Origin of the sequence: Kribbella sp. NPDC058245, from assembly GCF_042882005.1 — a bacterium.
In the GTDB taxonomy this organism is placed as follows: Bacteria; Actinomycetota; Actinomycetes; order Propionibacteriales; family Kribbellaceae; genus Kribbella.
Window position 1 is genome coordinate 157213 of sequence record NZ_JBHVWY010000004.1, and the last position, 16577, is coordinate 173789.

The 16577-nt window shown below is 66.7% G+C and carries 12 protein-coding genes; 5 read left to right on the top strand and 7 right to left on the bottom strand.

From position 1 onward, the window contains the following. Positions 1-50: 50 nt before the first annotated feature. From pepN to ACFVWG_RS10060, 3 genes are all read left to right on the top strand, one after another. Positions 51-2621 (top strand): aminopeptidase N, encoded by a 2571-nt coding sequence (pepN, locus tag ACFVWG_RS10050; protein WP_391542839.1) that lies wholly within the window; start codon positions 51-53, stop codon positions 2619-2621. Between the two features lie 37 nt (positions 2622-2658). Next, entirely contained in the window at positions 2659-3189 is a 531-nt protein-coding gene (locus ACFVWG_RS10055) for a hypothetical protein (RefSeq protein WP_391542840.1), read from the top strand. 182 nt (positions 3190-3371) lie between these two features. Beyond that, entirely contained in the window at positions 3372-3980 is a 609-nt protein-coding gene (locus ACFVWG_RS10060) for a hypothetical protein (RefSeq protein ID WP_391542841.1), read from the top strand. Here ACFVWG_RS10060 and ACFVWG_RS10065 read toward each other — a convergent pair. The 7 genes from ACFVWG_RS10065 to ACFVWG_RS10095 all read right to left on the bottom strand — a co-directional run bounded on the left by ACFVWG_RS10065 (position 3962) and on the right by ACFVWG_RS10095 (position 9805). Continuing rightward, positions 3962-4537: a GNAT family N-acetyltransferase gene (locus ACFVWG_RS10065; protein WP_391542842.1), complete on the bottom strand. Its 576-nt coding sequence runs from the start codon at positions 4535-4537 to the stop codon at positions 3962-3964. The two genes, ACFVWG_RS10060 and ACFVWG_RS10065, sit on opposite strands and share 19 nt — an antisense overlap. Further along, positions 4534-4932 (bottom strand): DUF5130 family protein, encoded by a 399-nt coding sequence (locus ACFVWG_RS10070; RefSeq protein ID WP_391542843.1) that lies wholly within the window; start codon positions 4930-4932, stop codon positions 4534-4536. Before ACFVWG_RS10070 ends, ACFVWG_RS10065 begins: the two co-directional genes overlap by 4 nt. Beyond that, entirely contained in the window at positions 4919-5200 is a 282-nt protein-coding gene (locus ACFVWG_RS10075) for a hypothetical protein (RefSeq protein WP_391542844.1), read from the bottom strand. Before ACFVWG_RS10075 ends, ACFVWG_RS10070 begins: the two co-directional genes overlap by 14 nt. A 119-nt stretch (positions 5201-5319) precedes the next feature. Continuing rightward, entirely contained in the window at positions 5320-5823 is a 504-nt protein-coding gene (locus ACFVWG_RS10080) for a hypothetical protein (RefSeq protein WP_391542845.1), read from the bottom strand. Between the two features lie 80 nt (positions 5824-5903). Further along, positions 5904-6509 carry a lytic polysaccharide monooxygenase gene (locus ACFVWG_RS10085; protein WP_391542846.1) on the bottom strand — a complete coding sequence of 202 codons (606 nt, stop codon included), beginning with the start codon at positions 6507-6509 and terminating at the stop codon, positions 5904-5906. A 129-nt stretch (positions 6510-6638) separates the two neighbouring features. Beyond that, positions 6639-8756: a 4-alpha-glucanotransferase gene (gene malQ / locus ACFVWG_RS10090; protein WP_391542847.1), complete on the bottom strand. Its 2118-nt coding sequence runs from the start codon at positions 8754-8756 to the stop codon at positions 6639-6641. Between the two features lie 50 nt (positions 8757-8806). Continuing rightward, entirely contained in the window at positions 8807-9805 is a 999-nt protein-coding gene (locus ACFVWG_RS10095; RefSeq protein ID WP_391542848.1) for a hypothetical protein, read from the bottom strand. Positions 9806-9851: 46 nt separating this feature from the next. On the opposite strand from ACFVWG_RS10095, the gene ACFVWG_RS10100 reads away from it, so the two are divergent. Both ACFVWG_RS10100 and ACFVWG_RS10105 read left to right on the top strand, forming a co-directional pair. Then, the gene (locus ACFVWG_RS10100) at positions 9852-10598 is read left to right on the top strand and encodes a mechanosensitive ion channel family protein (protein WP_391542849.1); all 747 of its coding nucleotides are present in this window, start codon (positions 9852-9854) and stop codon (positions 10596-10598) included. A 111-nt stretch (positions 10599-10709) separates the two neighbouring features. Then, positions 10710-16475, top strand: coding sequence for a glycoside hydrolase family 88 protein (locus tag ACFVWG_RS10105; RefSeq protein ID WP_391542850.1), 5766 nt, complete (start codon positions 10710-10712; stop codon positions 16473-16475). Positions 16476-16577 lie beyond the last annotated feature (102 nt).

Consider the following 16577-nt stretch of genomic DNA (forward strand, 5'->3'; position numbering starts at 1 on the left):
CGCGGGGAAACCCGCATCCAAGCCGCTGGTCAGGTGCATAGGATGCCGATATGCCTGGAACCAACCTGACGCGCGATGAGGCGCGGACCCGTGCGGGTGTGGTCAGCGATGTCAGCTACGCCATCGAGCTCGACCTGACCACCGCCCCGAGTGGCGCACCGACGTTCCCGTCCGTGACCACGATCACCTTCACCGCAACGGACGGCGCGAGCACGTTCGCCGATCTGATCGCGGACAAGGTCCGTGAGATCACCCTGAACGGCGCTGCTCTCGATCCCGACACGGTGTACGACGGTGCCCGCATCCAGCTGGACGGGCTGGCCGCCAGCAACGTTCTGCGCGTGGTCGCGGACTGTCTGTACTCGCGGACCGGTGAAGGGCTGCACCGCTCGGTCGACCCGGCCGACAAGGAGACCTACCTCTACACGCAGTTCGAGGTGCCGGACGCCCGCCGCGTTTTCACCACCTTCGAACAGCCGAACCTCAAGGCCCCTTTCACCTTCACCGTCTCCGCCCCGGCCCGCTGGGTCGTCATCTCGAACTCCCCCACCCCTGAGCCGACCACGTATGCAGGTCCGAGCGGTGAGGAGCTGGCTCGCTGGGAGTTCCCGCCGACCGAGCGGATGTCGACGTACATCACCGCTGTGGTCGCCGGTCCGTACCACGTGGTGACGGACTCCTACGAGGGACCGAACGGGACCTACCCGCTCTCGCTGCTCTGCCGTCCGTCGCTCAAGGACGCACTGGACGCCGACGACCTGTTCGAGGTGACCAAGCAGGGCTTCGAGCTGTTCGAGAAGGCCTTCGGCGTTCCGTACCCGTTCCACAAGTACGACCAGGCCTTCGTGCCGGAGTACAACATGGGCGCGATGGAGAACGCCGGCTGTGTGACGATCCGGGACGAGTACATCTACCGCAGCCGCACCACGCACGCCGAGCTCGAGAGCCGCGCGAACACCGTGCTGCACGAGCTGGCGCACATGTGGTTCGGCGACCTGGTCACGATGACGTGGTGGGACGACCTGTGGCTGAACGAGTCGTTCGCCGAGTGGGCTTCGCACTGGGCGCAGGCGACCGCCACGACCAAGTACGCCGGTGCCTGGACGACATTCTGCAACGCCCGCAAGAACTGGGCGTACCGCCAGGACCAGCTGCCCTCGACGCACCCGATCGCGGCCGACATGGTCGACTTCCACGCGGTCGAGGTGAACTTCGACGGCATCACCTACGCCAAGGGCGCGTCGACCCTGCGGCAGCTGGTGGCGTTCGTCGGTGAGGACACCTTCATCACCGCGCTGAAGGAGTACTTCGCCGATCACGCGTTCGGCAACACCGAGCTGACCGACCTGCTCAAGCCGCTCGAGAAGGCCTCCGGCCGCGACCTCGACGACTGGACCGAGCGCTGGCTGCGCACCGCCGGTGTGAACACGCTGCGGGCCGACTTCGCCGTTGATGCCGATGGGAAGTTCACCTCGTTCGCGATCGACCAGACCGCGATCGAAGCCTTCCCAGTACTGCGTCCGCACCGGCTGGCCGTCGGTCTGTACCGCCGGACCGATGAGGGCCTGGTCCGCACCGAGCGGTTCGAGGTGGACATCGACGGTCCGCGCACCGAGCTGTCCGAGCTCGTCGGCGCCACGCAGCCGGATCTCGTGCTGCTGAACGACGACGACCTCACCTACGCCAAGATCCGGCTGGACGAGCGTTCCCGAGCCACTCTGGTCGAGTCGATCGACCAGCTGTCCGAGTCGCTGCCGCGGGCACTGGCCTGGGGTGCGGCCTGGGACATGACCCGCGACGCCGAGATGCCGGCCAGCCAGTACGTCGGCATCGTGCTGCGCGGGATCCGGGCCGAGAGCGATCTGACCGGTGTGCGCTCGCTCCTCTCGCAGGTCACGAGCGCCATCAACCTGTACGCCGCTCCGGAGAACCGGGACGCACTGCGGGCCCAGTACGAGGAGACCCTCGCCGAGCTCGTCGACGGCGCTGAGGCCGGTAGCGACCACCAGCTCGCGTTCGTCCGGGCCTACACCAGCGCGGTCTTCTCCGCGGCCGGTGCGGACCGGCTGGCCGCTTGGCTGGACGGTCGCGAGCTGCCCGCCGGTCTGGTCGTCGACACCGACCTGCGCTGGACGCTGATCGTCGCACTGTCCCGGCTGGGCCGGATCGGTGCAGACGAGATCGATGACGAGCTCACCCGCGACACCACCATCACCGGCGGCGAGCGGGCCGCCCAGGCCCGTGCTGCGCGGCCGACGGCGGAGGCCAAGGAAGAGGCGTGGCGGATCGCGGTCGAGTCCGGGGACACCCCGAACGAGACGCAGTTCCGGACCATCATCGGCTTCCAGCAGCCCGGCCAGGAGGAGCTGCTACGTCCGTACGTCGGCAAGTACCTGACCGCGGCCAAGGACGTCTACACCCGGCTCGGCTCGTCGATGGGCGAGAACGTGCTCGTCTACCTGTCGCCGCGCAACCTGGCCGAGCAGCCGACGCTGGACGCTCTGAGCGACTGGCTGGCCGCGGAGTCCGCCACGGTCGACGCACCGACCAAGCGGTATGTCTCCGAAGCTCAGGCCGACCTGACGCGCGCCATGGCCGCACAGGTACGCGACGCGAGCTAAATGACAGCCTGCACCCGGCCGGGGTAGAACAGAGCAGATGCCTGCTTCTGACCCCGCCCTGGCCGGTGCAGCCGCTGTAGCGCTGACTGGACTTGCTGAGGCGTACCGCCCACGCCCTGTCACTCCCCTCCTCCCCTGGCGCGATGCGCACCGGCTGGTGAAGCCGTACATCGTGACCGCACGCGGTCGCCAATGGGACGACCAGATGGTCGAGCTGGCGCGTGATGCGGCGAGCAAGCAGCTCGACTTCGACGATGCGATGGGCTCCGTGGGCCTGGCCGTCGTCGTACTGCACCTGGGTGACGACGGTGCCCACCTGATCGTCCAGAGCTGGACGAAGGACTTCCAGTCCCGGCTGAGCATGTTCAGCGGTCTGGACGTGGACGACCTGCGCCCGATGCCGACCGGCGTCGCACCGTGCGTGTGGGAGCTCGAGGTGCTCAGCCACGAGCGGACGGCATACGTCACGCACATCCTGAGTGGCGGCGTGGACGTGGATGCCTGGCTGGAAGACGCCCTCGACACTCGCCCGCAGCCGAACCCCAAGGGAATTCCCAGCGGCACCTGAAGTCGCGAGCCGAACGCAGCCTGTAGCCATCAAACGATTGCTCGTCGACACCCGGTGAACACTCGGGCACAGACCGCGAATCCCTTGCCCAGAAGGAGATTCTCCCCACCTGAAGAACGCTCACTTCCGCCCCGGATCGGTTTAAGCTCACGCGGAGAGACCTGGGGAGGGGTCCACTACCCGTGACATCACATCGCCGTAAGAAGCGACAGCCGCAACGTTCGCGCGCCGCGGTCGGGGCCGCGATCGTAGCCACGGCTGCGATCGCTACTGTCTCCGCTGTCATCCTGACCCGGGGCGGGTCCGAGCAGCCGACCGACAACACCATCCGGGCAGCCGCCGTACCGGACAGTGCCGCCTCCACGCCCACGCCGAGCGCACATCCGTCGGTCGCTTCGAAGGCCGACCGGAAGCCGCCGGCCAGCCGTTCTGCTGCCAAGGCGACCACGACTGCACCGGCCGACACGGGCCCGACCTCGCCGCGCTTCAAGAGCGGGCAGTGGATCGCGGTACTCGACAAGTACACGTCCGACTCCGGGCTGGACGCCGCTGACCTCGCGAAGGAGACCGCGGCCAAGATCATCGCGGCCGGCGTCCCTGCCAAGGCCATGCTGGTCGACGGCCAGTACCCGGGCTTCGCCAACAGCACAGGCGTGCCAGTGCTCGGCACCTGGGTCGTTTACCTCGGGCCCGGTACGTCGTCCGCTCAGATGCTCAATCTGTGCGCGGCACCGAAGACGCAGCGCGCATACAGCAGCCCCGCCTGTCCCACCTACGAGCCGGCTGGCTGATCGGTCGCGAGGCGCGCATGCAGGTGCGAGTCGTGCCGCTCGCCACTCATCTCGACGTAGTAGTCCCGCATGACGCCTTCCAGCTGAAAGCCAGCCCGTACGGCGACTCGGCAGGAACCCTCGTTGACCAGCGCATGGTCGAGTGAGATCCGGTGGAGCCCCAGACCGGTCGGAGCGAAGGCCCAGCCGGCCGCCGCGTCCAGAGCGCGGGCTCCGAGCGCTCGGCCGCGGGCTGCCGGGCTGATCCAGTAGGCAGCGACTGCCTGGTCCGGGACCCGGTGAACATCCCGCAGGGCGACACTGCCGAGCACTCGGTCGGTGGTGCGGTCAGCTACGGCGAACACGGCGTTGCCGAGCGACCAGGCGTCCAGACGCGGCTGCAGCCAGCGCGAAGCTCGCTGCGCCGCAGGGGTGCGGATCACCGCAGTCCCCGCGGTCCAGCGCAGTACTTCAGGATCCCGCAGCGCTTCGGCCACCGCCTCCTCGTCGGAGGGTACGAACGGACGCAGTACGACGTCGTCCAGCTCGATGCGGTGCGGCTGCAAGGCTGGGGTCACTGCTTGTGCGGTTCGTTGGCGTGCAGCAGGGGCGCCTGGTGCGCGTTGGTACCCAACTGCTGCACTCCGGTCACCAGACCGCCAGTGAGGTCACCAGTGGCGAACGACGTCTGCATCGTCAGCGCAGCCAGACCGGCGGCGGTGTCCGACAGCTGCCGCTTCGCCTCGGCGCCGGTGACGATCTCCAGGCGACGGCCGGCCGGGTCGACGTACACCAGGACCGTGTGGTCCGGGTCGTCGAGCTCGTTCAGCAGCTCCTGGGCGAACGGACGGGTCTCCGAGTCCGCGCCACCGACGTACACGGAGAAGTGCAGGCCGGACGCCTCCTCGGCGTGCCGGACCGCGCGCTCGATGTCGTAGAGCTGGTCGGGCGTGAATGCGTCACCAACTGGCACTTGCGCCTCCGGTCGAACGGGCGACGCCGGCACCGGCGGTCGCGAGGGTTCCCGGCGCGGCAGGCAGCTCGGGCAGGCTGGCAGGGTCGGGCTTCGTCGCGGTCGGCCCGTTGATCCAGACCGGCGGCGCCCACCAGGACAACCCCGGCCGGTACCGCGGCCCGCTCGCGATCGAGGACGCGAACACCAGCAGCGCCAGCACCGCGACCACCAGGGCAGGTATGCCGACGAACACCAGCAAGGTGTGGCCGGACAGCTCAGCAATCACACCCTCACCCTAATACCCCCCGCCCCGCCCCATTTGCCTGGCTAGCCACCGAGCTCGGGGGTTCGGCACTCTCATGAGGGTGCCGAACCCCCAACGGGACTGCTCAGCCAGCCAAATTGTCAGCAGCCGCCGCAGTTGTAGTAGGTGATGTCCCAGTGATTGCCCTCGTTGGCGTAGATGTTGCCGGCGCCCGAGCGCCACTGCTGGGCGCCGTCACTGCGGTCCGCGATCCGGGTGAAGGTGTTGCGGATGTAGTTGCTGACACAGGTGTAGATCGAGATGTCGACCTTGTAGCCGTTGCGGTGGCTGTAGGTGCCGCTCGCGTGACCGACCTCGGTACCGCCGGTGATGTTCACGGCACACCCACTGGACTGCTTCAGCGTGCGGACGCCGTACACGGTGGTGTCGTTGATGTTGGTGAACGACGTGCAGGTCGAGTTGTTCCAGTCCGAGCAGTTTCCGCTGGACGACCAGGTGATGCCGGCCGCGGTGAAGATCGCGGCTGCCTGCGCGTGCGTCATCTTGGTGACCGCGGACGCCTGCTCGACCACCACTACGGCGGGTAGCAATCCGGCCAGTACGGCGACCACAGGAACGAGCACGCGACGAAGCAAGCGTTTCATGGGGACACTCCTTGAAATAGGGGCGGTTATTTCAAGGAGTGCAATGCCCAGGAAAGTTATTTACCAAACCTCGATGTGAATTAGAAACGAACATCCGAGCACTGGTAGAAGGCGTTCGCCGTGTCCGCGATGGTCCAGACCGCCAGGATCATGTGCGGTCCGGAGCGGCTCGGCAGGCGGCCCGAGTGCGAGAGCGAGCTGGGCGGGCGCTGGTTGTTGTAGGGGACCGTCAGGAACGGCGTCAGGTCCAGGTCGGCCCGCGTGAGCGCGTGACTCCCGTTCCAGCCCGCCTTGGTCATGTAGTACTTGAAGTCGGTGGTCGCGTGCGACGCCGTGAAGGTCCAGCTGAAGGTGTAGTTGGCACCCATCGTCAGCTGGGTCGACGGCCAGGCCTGACCGTTCGGCTGCTTGGTCGCGTTCAGTTGGTCGAACTGCTGCAGGCCTGCCGAGCAGAGCTTCCCGTCCGCCGGGCCGGCGTTCGGGAACCCCTTCGGGCCTTCGACGCTCTGCGGCTCCCACTGGATCTGGCCACAGTTCTGCACGACGCCGCTCTGGCAGTTCTTCGCGCGACTGATCGGGGACGTCGTGTAGCCGTGACCGTAGGCCACGGGAACCATCGTGGTGCAGGTAAGGGCCAGGGCGCCGACGGCGATCCCGGCCATGCTGACTTTGCGTGATCGGAGCATGAAAAACTCCTTCAACTGTGGGGGCGGTGACAGTGAAGGAAGGCGCCTTCGTCGGTGACCAATAGAAAACAAGTTTTCAAATCTATTGTCAACAACTCGTGAGCGGATAGCTACGGAAAGAAAGAAATTTCAGATGGTCAGAGCGCCGATCAAACGCCTGAGTCGGAGATTGTTGGGCAGATCCTCGACGAGAACCGGTTCGCCCTGCGGCCCACCGAGCGGGATGCGCCAGTTCGGATACTCGTCCGTCGTGCCCGGCTGGTTCTGGGTACGGCGTTCGCCCACGGCGTCCGTGAGTGCAACGCCGACCAGCTTCGACGGGGTGTGCGCGACGTACTGGTGCAGTGCTTCGACAATGCGCTCGACGTCACCGTCGGTGTAGCGGAGCAGGTGCCGCTCACGCAGTGCGTCCAGCCACGCATCGCGATCCGCCTCGTCCAGGGCCAGCTCTTCGGCCACCGGGCGGGTCAGTAGACCGAGCCGGTTGCGCAGCTCGACATGGTCGCCGGCCAGGTAGCCCGCAGTCGGCGGCAGGTCGTGGGTGGTGACCGTGGCGAGGCACAGTTCGCGCCAACGCTCTGGGGCGAGCGGCTTGCCGTCCGCATCCCGCTCGAACCACAGCACCGACGTACCGAGGACACCACGCTCAGTCAGGTAGTCACGGACCCATGGCTCGACTGTGCCGAGGTCCTCCCCCACCACCGTGACTCCAGCCCGGGTGGCCTCCAGCACGAGGATGCCGATCAGCGCTTCGTGGTCGTAGCGCACGTAGGTGCCCTCGGTCGGCCGCTCCGGCGACGTGACCCACCACAATCGGAACATGCCGAGGATGTGGTCGATTCGGAGTCCACCGCCGTGGCGCATAACCGCGCGGACCAGGTCGCGCCAAGCGGCGTACCCGGTCTCGGCGAGTGCATCCGGCCGCCAAGGCGGCTGCGACCAGTCCTGTCCCTGCTGATTGAACGCGTCCGGCGGCGCTCCAACGTGGATACCCTGCGCCAGCACGTGCTGCAGCGCCCAGGCGTCCGCACCGTCCGGGTGCACACCGACTGCCAAGTCATGGACGACGCCGAGCGACATCCCGGCCGTCTTGGCCCTGGCCTGTGTCCGAGCGAGCTGGTCGTCCATCTGCCACTGCAGCCAGCAGTGGAACTCGACAGCGTCCGGGTTCTCGTTGCGGAACGCCACGACGGCCGGACTGGTCGGGCTCTGCAGTTCCTCGGGCCACTTGCTCCACTCCGGCCCGTGCACGTCGGAGATCGCCGCCCAGGTCGCGAAGTCGACCAGCCCCTGGTTCTCACGGTCGCAGTACGCGCCGTACTCCGCGATACGCCCTATCGATGGCCTGACACCGAACAGCAACTGCAGCGCCTCGCGCTTGGCCGCCCAGACCGTGTCGCGGTCCAGTGCGTCCGCGTCCTCACTCAGAGCCCGCGCTTGCAGACTGAGCGTCCGGACGCGATCACGCTCGGCAGGCGCCAGGTCGCCGTACTCGTCGATGTCTTCGATGCGCAGGTAGATCGGGTTGCCGAACCGACGCGAAGCCGGCAGGTACGGCGAGGGCTCCATCCGCCCGGCCAGTTCCGCGGCGTGCAGCGGGTTGATCAGCACGAACCCGGCGCCCAGGTCGTTGGCAGACCAGGCAGCCAGGTCGGCGAGGTCGTGCAGGTCACCGATCCCCCACGAGCGTCGCGAGCGGACGGAGTACAGCTGCAGCACCCAACCCCAGGTGCGGTTCAGCTTCTCCGGCTCGAGCTTGCTGGGCGTGACGATCAGTGTGCCGACTGAGATCTCCGGACTGCCACCGATCCGCGCGCACAACCGGTGGTACCCGAGCGGCAGGTCACTCGGCAGCTGGTACGTCGCCTCACCGACCTGCACGCCGTCGACCCACACCGGCTCAACCCAGTGCTCCTGCTGCGAGATGTCCCGTCGCTGACCGCCGTCCTCCAGATCCACCCACACCTCGGCAGTGGACCCATGCGGCAGGTGTACGGCGAACCAGGGCGTCCAGCCCGCGCGCATCACCACAGTGGCCGGCAACGTACGGCGCCAGCGCGCCTGCTGATGGTCGTCCAGGGCCTCAGCAGCCTTCTCCGGGGTAGAGGCATCCACCCCCAGTGCCGCGAGCACAGTGGAGACAACCTCGCTGGAGACGATCACATGCTCGCCTTGCCAGTTCCAGTACTCCGTCGCCACACCATGGGCAACCGCTAGCTCGACAAGGGCCGGGGTGGGAGCAGTCACCCCAGCGAGTCTGCCGCATCAAGCCGGTCAGTGCGTAACGCAGCGCCGTGTCAGTCCGCTGCCCGCCGGCGGCTCAGGAGCAAGACAGCGAACAGCAGGGTCACGCTGGCCACGACCAGTCCGATTGCTACGCCGGCAATGTTGTCGGTCAGCTGGTAGAGCGCAGTCGGCCAGATGACCAGCAGGATCGAGCATCCGACCACCGCGTACGCCGATGCGCGCTGCCGCCCGTAGGCGACCAGCAGTGCGGCCGGTCCGGCGGTTCCGACCGCCAGCGCCATGATCTCGCCACGGTCCTGGATCAGCCAGCAGATGGACGAGCTGAACATGGCCGCCCCGGCCAGCGACCAGGCAGTCGGCTGGTCGCGGACCAGTCCAAGCATCCCCAGCACGAACGCGACCAGAATGAATCCCGTCCCGGCGATCCCCGCGGAGTTCGACGCCGATCCGTCACTCGGGGTCAGTACGTCGGCGGTGATCACCAGCACCCCGACCGCCAGGATGCCGAACGTTGCCACCAGCAACGACGATCCGGCCAGCCACCACAGCCCGAGGCAGGCCAGCGTGAGCGCGACGGCCACACCGGCGACCCGACCCACCTCGCCCTCGATAGCGACGTACGTGGCGAAACCGGCCACACAACAGCCGAGCGAGGCCAGTGCCGAGGCGAGCTGGTCCCGACGCCGGAAGAGCTTCAGCAGCACCGCAGAGCCGAGCAGAACGACCGCTGCGACGCTCCCGGTGCTGATCCGGGCCGCCCGGCCCATCTCGCCCCAGTTGGCCAGCGTGAGCAACGCCACGGCGCCGAGCAGAAGCGCACCACCGACGTACCCGAGAACTTCGACCAGGGCGTTCGAGTGCGGTGCGACCGGAGGCGTCCGGGGCTTCGGCGGCTGGGGCGCGGCAGGCTCGGGCCGGTTCCGCGCGGCGGCGGCCACCGCTGCGTCCACCTCGGCATCTGCCGCGTCCCGCAGCGACTCGGCCTGGTACTGGCGCAGCACGCCCGCGCTCACGAGCCGGAGCAGCTCGTCGTCCAAGCGGCTGGGCATGCGATCGTCTCTCCCTTGTGAGGGTCACTATGATCGGGCGGCGATGATGCCTATTCTGACCAGCTACCTTGTGTCCGCGTTCAGTCACCCCCTGTTTGCCCGTGCTTTGGAGCTCCCAACCTTCTTCCGGTGGGGCAACGACGGCAAGCTCGAGGTGACCGACGAGATCATCATGGTCCCCGCCCGGATCCTCGCCCTGGTCGTCGGTTTCCTCGTGCTGCGCTGGGTGCTGCACAAGGTGATCCGGCGGTTCGCGCGGCGGACCGGCAACGGCGCCGTGGCCGGTGTCCTGTCGAAGTCGAAACTCGGCCAGGACTTCGTCGAGAACAACCTGGCCACCGAACGCCGGTCCCAGCGCGCCGAAACGATCGCTTCACTGCTGTGCAGCGTGGTGACGATCGTGCTCACCGCCGTTCTGGTGGTGATGGTGCTGGCCGAGCTCGGCTTCGACATCCTGCCGGTGATCACGGCGACGAGCATCATCGGCGTCGCACTCGGCTTCGGCGCCCAGACGCTGGTCAAGGACTTCCTGGCCGGCATCTTCATGATCTTCGAGGACCAGTACGGCGTCGGCGACCTGATCGACATGGAGAAGGCGACCGGCACCGTGATCGGGGTCGGCCTGCGGATCACCACGCTCCGCGGTGAGGACGGCACCACCTGGTACGTCCGCAACGGCGAGGTCGTCCGGATCGGCAACCTGGCCACCCGCGACCCGCAGTCGGCAGCGCCGTCCGGCGTCGGCAGCGCCACCGAGAAGGCCGAAGGCGACACTCACCTTCCGACGGAATAGAACAAAATTCGCCATCACGCATCTTGACCGCGCCAGCACCGAGGGTCATCATCGCTAGTGATTAGGAACCCTTCCTAACCAAATCCGACGCCCCCGGTTTTGGAGCTAGCGATGCGCGTACCCGCCCTCCGCCGCGCCCTGGCGGCACTTCTCTCCATCCCCCTCCTCATCATCTCCCTGGTCAGTCTCCCGACGACCGCGCACGCCGAGGTGCAGCATCCCCGGCAGCAGTTCCTCCGCGACTCGGTCGGCGGACTGTTCCTGCATTGGGGAATGCGGACCTCCCCCGGTTACACCAGCTGCAGTGCCTGGGAGAGCGCCGTGAAATCCGGCGGCTGGGACCCGGCGTACTGGGTCCGCGAGGCCCAGAAGCTGCACACGCAGTACCTGGTCCTGGCCACCTTCCACAGCCGGCTCGGCTACGCACGGCCGTGGCCGAGCGCGATCCCGGGCAGCTGCCACACCGGCCGCGACCTCGTCCAGGAGACCATCGACGCCGCGTCCGCGAAGGGCCTGAAGGTCATCCTGTACATGACCGACGACCCGCAGTGGCACGCCGAAGGCCTGCCGGCAGGCAAGGACTGGCTCGATTCCGCGGCCTACTCGAAGTACAAGGGCCACTCGGTCGACCTCACCACGCGGGACGGGTTCGGCGAGTTCAGCTACGACAACTTCGTCGAGGTGATGCAGCGCTACCCGAACCTCGGCGGCTTCTGGATCGACAACGACAACGCCTACTGGGAACGCAACGGCCTGTACGAGCGGATCCGGCGCGAGCGCCCGTCGTACACGCTGAGCAACAACAACGAGGACACGCCGATCATGGACATGATCAGCAACGAGCAGAAGACCGGCATGTCCCCCGACTACGACTATCCACAGGCCGTCTACACCGCGGCGCCGCGGCTGATCGAGGCCGACTTCAAGCTCCCGTCGACCGGCGCCTGGTGGTACGGCGGCTCCGACCCGGCCGTGGACCCCAAGCTCACGATCGGCCGGCTCGTCACCAACGCGGGCTCGTCGATCAAGGCGCTGATGGCCGAGACCGCGATGGTCAACGGCCGCTTCCCATCCCAGCAGGAGAGTTTCAACAACCTTCTTGACAAATATCTGCAGCCCATCTGGCCGTCGATCAACGGCACCGAGGGCGGCGGCTACCTGTACGGCGGCCTGCAACCGGGGTTCTGGAACGACGGAGCCCACGGGGTCACCACGGTCAGTCGCACCAGCCCCGATGAGCACTACATCCACGTCCTGACGCGGCCGTCCACGAACACCCTGCGGATCCGCGACAACGGCTACCGGGTCGCCCGGGTCACCGACCTGCGCACCGGCAAGGTGATCCCGCACTCCCAGGCGAACGGCGTACTCACTCTGACCGGCATCAGCACCTGGGACGCGTACGACACCGTCTTCAAGGTCGAGACCGCCGGGCGCGAGGGGATCCTGCACGCGACGACGAGCGCACCCGCCGCCGCAGACGGCAGCTATCTGACCTTCTGGGACACCAACAAGACCACTCCGGCCTCGCTGCGCTACGACCTCGGCTCAGCCAAGCCAGTCCGGTACCTCGGGATCAACCAGCGCGAGGACTCCGTCGCCTACGCGCGGTCGGCCACCGAACAGTCCGCACGCATCAAGGACTACCGCGTCTACGCCAGTGCCGACGGAACGACCTGGGGCTCACCCATCAAGACCGGTACCCTCCCCACCCGCCGCGGTGTCGCCTTTATAGACCTCCCAGCGACAACCACCCGCTACCTCCGGCTGGAGGTAGTGAGCACCCACGCGGCCTCCAGCGACACCACCCGCTACAAACGCCTGCGCATCGACGAGACCTGGGTCGGTACGGCGTACGCCCGGTCCGCCGGCGTCAGCACTAGCGCGGTGGCCGCCGAGTACAGCGTGAAGAGCTACGGCGCCAAGGGCGACGGCAAGGCGAACGACACTGCAGCGATCAACAAGGCGATCACTGCGGCAGCCAACGCCGGTGGCGGCACGGTCCGGTTCCCGTCCGGCACCTACAAGAGCGCCAACTCGATCCATCTGAAGAGCAAGATCACCTACCAGCTCGACTCCGGCGCAACCATTGTCGGCGCCGGCGACGACAAGTACGACGCGGCCGAGCCGAATCCCAACGACAAGTATCAGGACTACGGGCACAGCCACTTCCACAACGCGATGCTGTGGGGTGACCAGCTCACCGACATCGCGTTCACCGGAACCGGCACGATCGACGGTGGCGACCACCTGATCACCGGCAACCCGAAGGCCGGCCAGGCCGACAAGATCATCTCGCTGACCCGCTGCAGCGGGCTCCGGGTGGACGGGATCCGGCTGCGCCGCGGCGGCCACTTCGCGATGCTTCTCAACGGTTGCGACAACATCAGCTCGGACAACCTGCGGATCGAGACCGCCGACGACCGCGACGGCTGGAACGTGATCAACGCGAAGAACGTGACGATCACGCACGCGAAGATCGCCGGGAACGACGACGCGCTCGTCTTCAAGAGCGACTGGGCACTGGGCCGCACCATCGACAACGGCCACGTCCGGGTCTCCGACTCCGAACTGTCGGCCGGCTGCTGCAATGCACTGATGTTCGGCTCGGAGACGTGCGGCGACTTCACTGACTACGCCTTCGAGCGGATCAAGATCACCGGTGCGAGCAAGTCCGGCCTCGGACTGGTCTCCATGGACGGCAGCAACATCTCCGACGTGCACTACCGCGACATCACCATGTCCGGCACGCGCGGGCACATCATGCAGAAGATCGGCACCCGCAAACGCTGTGGGGACAACCCCGGCGTCGGATCGATCAGCAACATCACCTACCAGAACGTCACCGGCACGTACGACGGCTCCCGGGGTACGGCGTACAGCCCGACGCTGTGGGGTGAGTCTGGCCACCGGATCCACGACATCAGCTTCGACAACGTCCACCTGACCGTTCCGGGCGGCAACGGGACGATGAGCACCGGCGTACCCAGTAACGACCCCACCAACTACAACCCGAACAGCATCGGGACCAGGCCGTCGTACGGGTGGTACGCACGGCAGGTGGAGGGCGTTCACTTCACCAACAGCTCACTGCACTTCAGCAAGAACGACGGCAGGCCCGCAGTGATCGCCAACAACTCAGCTGATGTCGGACTGACCGACTTCGTCGCACAACGCGGTACGGCGAGTCCGCACGACCTCGGCTTCCAGACTGTCGCCGGGTACTGCGCAACCGGGCACAACACGACCGGCGGCGACCTGCGGATCAATGCGACCGGTTCGTCGGGCAACTGCCCCAAGAACCTGCTGCTGGACAACGGTCTCGCCAGGACTCCGCCGATGGGCTTCAACAACTGGAACTCGACCAAGTGCTCCAGCACCTTCAACGAGGCGATGATCAAGAGCATCGCAGACCTGTTCGTCAACCGCGGCCTCAAGGACGCCGGGTACCAGTACGTCAACATCGACGACTGCTGGGCGCTCCCGCAGCGCAACGCCCAGGGTAACCTGGTTCCGGACCCGGCGCGCTTCCCCAACGGCATCAAGAGCCTCGCGGACTACGTGCACGGCAAGGGGCTCAAGTTCGGCATCTACACCAGTGCCGGTACCAAGACCTGCAACACCGCAGGCTTTCCCGGCGGCCTCGGTCATGAGCAGCAGGACGCCAACCTGTTCGCCTCCTGGGGTGTCGACTACCTCAAGTACGACAACTGCAACAACCAGGGCGTGGACGCCCAGCAGCGCTACAAGGCCATGCGGGACGCACTGCTCAACACTGGTCGTCCCATCACCTACTCGATCTGTGAGTGGGGGCGCACCGGGCCGCCGCCGGTGTGGCAGTGGGGCAAGGACGTCGGCAACCTGTGGCGGACCACGGGCGACATCAGCGACAACTGGGGCAGCATGATCGGCAAGGCCCAGGCCAACCGAGTCCTCGCCCAGTACGCCGGTCCGGGCCACTGGAATGACCCGGACATGCTCGAGGTCGGCAACGGCGGAATGACCGCGACCGAGTACCGCACGCACCTGAGCCTGTGGGCGATGATGTCCGCTCCCCTGTTGATCGGCACCGACCTGCGCAAGGCGTCCGCCGAGACCTTCGACATCCTCACCAACCACGACGTGATCGCGATCGATCAGGACAAGCTCGGCCGCCAGGGCACAGTGGTCAGCTCGTCGGGCGGACTGGTTGTCTACGGCAAGACTCTGGCCAACGGTGATCGCGCAGTGGCCCTCTCCAACGAGACCACCACCGCTGCCACCATCTCCACGACGGCAACCGCGCTCGGGCTCGGCGGAGCATCGTCGTACACGCTGAAAGACCTGTGGAGTAAGGCGAGCCGGACCACGACTGGTGCGATCAGTGCATCGGTCCCAGCCCACGGCACCGTCCTGTACCGCGTCTCTCGAGCCGGTACGACGACCCGCCTCGAAGCGGAGTCGGCAACCAGCTCCAGCGGCAGCACGGTCGACACTGACCACTCCGGCTTCTCGGGCACCGGCTTCGTCAACACGCCTAATGCGGTCGGCGGCTACGTGCAGTGGACCGCCAACAGCGCGCAGGCGGGCCCGGCCACTCTCACCTTCGACCACGCCAACGGCACTACGGCCAACCGGGCGGTGGATGTCGCGGTCAACGGCACGGTGGTCGCCAAGAACGTCGCCGTACCATCCACTGGCGCCTGGACGCTGTGGCGCACGCTGGTGACCACTGCGAACCTCAAGGCGGGTCCGAACACCATCCGGGTGACAGCAACGACTGCGGACGGCGCACCGAACCTGGACTACCTCGACGTCACAACCTCAACCACACAAGCGATAGCAGCACCGGACTGGTCAGTGGCGATGGTCGACTCGACTATGGCGCGCTACAAGCCGACCACAATCGGCGGCTGGTCCTATCCGGTCGGTCTGTACCTCTACGGGCAGTACCTGGTCTACGAACGGACACATGACCCCAAGTACCTGAGCTACATCAAGGCGTGGGTGGACAGGTTCGTGGACTCGTCCGGAAACCTCAACAACAGCTTCAACAACCTCGACAGCATGCTCTCCGGCCGGCTACTCGTCCTGCTGCACCATGAGACCGGCGACAACCGCTACAAGATCGCTGCGACCAAGATCCGCACCAGACTCGACACCTACCCGCGGACTGCCGACGGCGGCTTCTGGCACGCCACCAGCCGACAGCACCAGCTCTGGGGTGACGGGGTCTTCATGGTCGACCCGTTCCTCGCGGAGTACGGTCGCGAGTTCGGCGACTCGACGTACACGAGCAAGGAGACCGTCAACCAGCTACTCACGTACGCGAGCCACCTGCAGCAGCCCAACGGACTGCTACGGCACGCGTACGACGAGGCTCGCGCGCAGACCTGGGCGGATCCGAAGACCGGGCAGTCGCCGGAGGTCTGGTGCCGGGCCGAGGGCTGGTACGGGATGGCGGTCATCGACGTCCTCGAAGCGGTTCCGACGGACCAACCCCGGCGGGCCGAACTGATCGACGTACTGCGGAAGCTCGTGGCTGGGTATGCGCACTACCAGGACCCGAAGACCGGGCGGTGGTTCCAGGTCGTCGACAAGGGCAGCCGGAGCGACAACTGGACCGAGACGTCCTGCTCGTCGATGTACACCTTCGTCATCTCCCGGGCGGTGCAGCGCGGGTACGTCGCCTCGTCGTACAAAGCAGTCGCTGATCACGGATACCAAGGAGTGCTGGCGAAAGTCTCGCTCGGCAGCGACGGGCGGACCAACCTGAAGGACATCAGCATCGGGACCAACGTCGGCGACTACGCGTACTACGCCGGCCGGGAGCGGGCGACCAACGACTTCCACGGGCTCGGGGCGTTCCTGATCATGAACGAGCAGCTAAAAACATAGGTCACGGATATTGACCGCGGGCAGACAGCGAGTCATGATCATCCGGGAAATGAATAGGAAACTTTCCTAACTTAGTGTGAGACCCAAGTCCTTTCGCCCCCA

What these genes read in the sequence shown, in the direction of transcription:
- pepN (WP_391542839.1), top strand. Translation starts at nt 51, where the DNA reads ATGCCTGGAACCAACCTGACGCGCGATGAGGCGCGGACCCGTGCGGGT.
- ACFVWG_RS10055 (WP_391542840.1), top strand. Translation starts at nt 2,659, where the DNA reads ATGCCTGCTTCTGACCCCGCCCTGGCCGGTGCAGCCGCTGTAGCGCTG.
- ACFVWG_RS10080 (WP_391542845.1), bottom strand. Translation starts at nt 5,823, where the DNA reads ATGAAACGCTTGCTTCGTCGCGTGCTCGTTCCTGTGGTCGCCGTACTG.
- ACFVWG_RS10085 (WP_391542846.1), bottom strand. Translation starts at nt 6,509, where the DNA reads ATGCTCCGATCACGCAAAGTCAGCATGGCCGGGATCGCCGTCGGCGCC.
- ACFVWG_RS10095 (WP_391542848.1), bottom strand. Translation starts at nt 9,805, where the DNA reads ATGCCCAGCCGCTTGGACGACGAGCTGCTCCGGCTCGTGAGCGCGGGC.
- ACFVWG_RS10100 (WP_391542849.1), top strand. Translation starts at nt 9,852, where the DNA reads ATGCCTATTCTGACCAGCTACCTTGTGTCCGCGTTCAGTCACCCCCTG.
- ACFVWG_RS10105 (WP_391542850.1), top strand. Translation starts at nt 10,710, where the DNA reads ATGCGCGTACCCGCCCTCCGCCGCGCCCTGGCGGCACTTCTCTCCATC.